The following is a 3475-nucleotide window of genomic DNA, read 5'->3' as shown; positions in this document are numbered from 1 at the left end:
TGGTGGCTACGATGAACCAGAAATCCTCCCTCCGCAAAATCCTTCAATTTGTCTCAAAGGTCTCGACGGCGAACAGACACGAGCGAAGGGCAATGGCAGCCCGCGCGGCTCGTGCGGCGCGAGCAGCGTTGGTTCTGCTTCGATCGCAATGACGGCGAGACTCCGCTGATCATCGGTAGCTACGACTCGCACGGCACCGCTACGCTGCTCAATGCATCAGGGGAATCGCCGTTTCCTGCCTTCAAGTTCATCACAACGGTTATCCGCGCGAAATCGGGCCTTCCGGTCCGTTCAGGTATCGCACGGCTTGGCGTGTGGTGGTGGATGTTCAAGGCGTTCACCCAACGTGATTGGGCCATTTTCACTCAGACCTTCGGCCAGCCGGTGCGCGTCGGTAAATATCCGGCAGGCTCTTCCGACGCCGACAAGGAGACCCTGTTCCGCGCGGTGGCAAATATCGCCGGCGACTGCGCTGCCATCATCCCGGAGTCGATGTTGATCGAGTTCGTGGAGTCAATGAACGTCGGCACCGGCAGCGACCTCTATCTGAAGCGCGCAGACTGGCTCAATCATGAGATGAGCAAGGCCGTGCTCGGACAGACCGCGACCACGGACGCGATCGCGGGCGGCCATGCGGTCGGTCAAGAGCATCGGCAGGTGCAGGAAGACATCGAGCGCGCCGATGCCAAGGCGCAGTCGGCGATCCTCAACCGCGACCTGATCAGGCCGTGGATCCAGCTCGAATACGGGCCACAGAAGGCCTATCCACGGGTCAGGATCGGCCGCGAGGAGCAAGAGGACATCGCGCAGACGATCGATGGCGTCGTCAAGCTCGTACCCATGGGCATGAAGGTGGGCGCCGCCGTGATGCGCGAGAAGCTCGGCCTGCCGGAGCCGAAGCCGAACGAGGAATTGCTGGTTGCACCGGCACGCGCGCCGTCGCCGTTCGGCGATCCGGCAGGCGGCGACAACGTCGATCCGACCGACAATTTGCAAAATCCGCAAATTGGTCGCGCGCTGCAGGCGCGTCGATCGGGCCGGCGCACAGCCGACCAGATCGCCCAGCTCGCCGCCGCGGCCGAGCAGCTCGCGCAGCCGGCGATGGATGAGATCATCGCCGAGATCCGCACCGCGCTGCAGAGCGCGACGTCGATCGAGGACGTGCGCGCCCATCTCGATCGACTGAAGCTGGACCGTGACAATCTCACGCGCGCCATCCAGCTCGCGCTGGTGATGGCCAAGCTCGCCGGCCGCGCCGATATCGCTAACGCCGATGCATAAGCCGACGTTGCGACTGCCGCGCGACCTAAACTTCCGCACCTGCGGATGCTGCGGCGTGTCACGTACGGCGCTGCAGGCAGTCGACGTGTCTGCATTCAGCGTCAAACCGGTCGAGGCGATCGACTTCCTGCGGCGCAAGCTGGATGTGCCGTCGTGGAGCTGGCTCGATCTGTGGCAGCAGCAGCACTCGGTCGCCTTCACGGTCGCCGGCGCGACGACGAACGACCTGGTCGCGGACTTCCACGACGCGGTCGACAAGGCGATCTCCGAAGGCACCACGCTTGAGGACTTCCGGAAGGACTTCGATCGCATCGTCGAGGATCACGGCTGGAGCTACAACGGCTCGCGCAACTGGCGCAGCGCCGTCATCTTCGACACCAACATCAGCATGGCCTACAGCGCCGGCCGCTGGGAGCAGATCCAGCGCGTCAAGTCGCGCCGCCCATACCTGATGTACAAGCATCTGCCCGGCCAGCAGAACCCGCGGCCGGAGCACGAGGCCTGGGACGGCCTGGTCTTGCTCGCCGACGATCCGTGGTGGCAGACGCATTTCCCGCCGAACGGCTGGTTCTGCCATTGCTGGGTTGAATCGCTCTCCGACGATGACCTGAAGCGCTACGGTTACAAGCTCGGCACCGCACCGCCGATCAAGGTGGTGCCGTACATCGTCTACGGCCGCACGATAGAGGTGCCCGAAGGCATCGACCCCGGCTTCGCATATCGCCCAGGCGAGCAACCGGTAGCGGAGGACGCGTACTGAGTTGATGAGATCGCTTCCGCCGACAGTGGCGGGGGCAGCAGCGCGCTGACGCTGCTAACCGCGGGCCTGATCTTGGCAGAGAGACCCGCTCGACGAAGGTAAGGTTCTCGCCGACCCGCCGCTGGCTACGCAAGGGAATGCACAGCGCTGCGACGATAGGCAGGCCGGAGTGTCTTGAGTAGATGGCTAAGGGAGTTCTCTACAGGCCGGTGGCGCCAGTGCGCCCAGCGGCAGGTTATATCGGTGGAAAAAAGCAGCTTGCAAAGACGATCATTGAGTGCATCGACCGCATCCCGCACGAGACCTATGCAGAGCCGTTCGTCGGCATGGGAGGCGTCTTCCTGCGCCGGCGGCGCGCGCCCAGAGGCGAGATCATCAACGATGTCTCTGGCGACGTGGCGACGTTCTTTCGCATCCTGCAGCGCCATTACGTGCCGTTCATGGATATGCTGAGATGGCAGCTCACGGGACGGCAGGAATTCGAACGGCTGAAGGCGTCGAATCCGGCGACGCTCACCGACCTGGAGCGCGCCGCGCGCTTCCTCTATCTGCAACGCACCGCCTTCGGCGGCAAGGTTGCGGGGCGCAACTTCGGCGTCGATCCGGCGGGCGGTCGCTTCAACGTCGCCAAGCTGATGCCGATGCTGGACGAACTGCACGATCGGCTTGCCGGCGTCGTGATCGAGCGCCTGCCATGGGCCGATTTCATCGCGCGCTACGACCGCGAGGGCACGCTGTTCTATCTCGATCCGCCGTACTTCGGTGGCGAGGCCGACTATGGCGCCGGCGTGTTTCAGCGGTCGGATTATGCGCGGATGGCGGAGGTTTTAACACGCATAAAAGGCCGCTTCATCCTGTCGATAAACGACGTCCCGGAGATCCGTCGCACCTTCGCCGGCTTCCGCCTTCGGCCGGTCCGGCTGACCTATACGGTTGCCGGTTCGTCCAATGCCCGACCGGCCCGCGAACTGATCATCAGCGGGCCGCCGCGGAAGGCGGCAAGATCGACCGTCGCCGATTCCGATTCCAGTTCCGATTCCCGGAAGGTCCGCGCGGGCGCCGTGCGCAAGAAAGCCCGATGAAACGGGCACTTCTCGCAAAATCAGGGGAATCGGAATCGATGTCACCGCCCAGGCCGTTCCGTTCCGATTCCCCGGGGCGCCGCCAACGGATTTCCCGGAGATTTCGACAATGTCGCCCCGCGACGCCGCCAAGGGGGGACATTTGATCTTGCGCGGAGCCGCCGACGCTGGCGCCCGCCGAAGTGCAGAAAAGCCCCGCCGTTCCAAGCACTTCCCAGATTTGCCCGGCTGATCCCGGATATTCCCGGGGGTGTCACTAGAACCTGCGCGTCACACGATCGTCACGAACGTTGCGGTGAGATGCGGTGGACGCGATGCGTGCGACTGACGAGCGCGCGTATCGCGGACGGCG

General features: G+C 64.1%; 3 protein-coding genes. All 3 read left to right on the top strand.

Features of this window, described 5'->3' with window-relative positions; all coding sequences use genetic code 11:
- The first annotated feature begins 48 nt into the window (after nt 1-48).
- The gene (locus AAFX91_RS40045) at nt 49-1281 is read left to right on the top strand and encodes a DUF935 domain-containing protein (protein ID WP_394570174.1); all 1233 of its coding nucleotides are present in this window, start codon (nt 49-51) and stop codon (nt 1279-1281) included.
- Nucleotides 1282-1336: 55 nt separating this feature from the next.
- Nucleotides 1337-2041: a phage minor head protein gene (locus AAFX91_RS40040; protein WP_394570173.1), complete on the top strand. Its 705-nt coding sequence runs from the start codon at nt 1337-1339 to the stop codon at nt 2039-2041.
- 182 nt (nt 2042-2223) lie between these two features.
- Nucleotides 2224-3123: a DNA adenine methylase gene (locus AAFX91_RS40035; protein WP_394570172.1), complete on the top strand. Its 900-nt coding sequence runs from the start codon at nt 2224-2226 to the stop codon at nt 3121-3123.
- Nucleotides 3124-3475: the final 352 nt, after the last annotated feature.

The sequence above is a fragment of the Bradyrhizobium sp. 31Argb genome, from assembly GCF_043638955.1.
Classification (GTDB): domain Bacteria; phylum Pseudomonadota; class Alphaproteobacteria; order Rhizobiales; family Xanthobacteraceae; genus Bradyrhizobium.
Note: the sequence above shows the minus strand (reverse complement) of the source record. Positions and strands in the feature narration are given on the sequence as shown.

What these genes read in the sequence shown, in the direction of transcription:
- AAFX91_RS40035 (WP_394570172.1), top strand. Translation starts at nt 2,224, where the DNA reads ATGGCTAAGGGAGTTCTCTACAGGCCGGTGGCGCCAGTGCGCCCAGCG.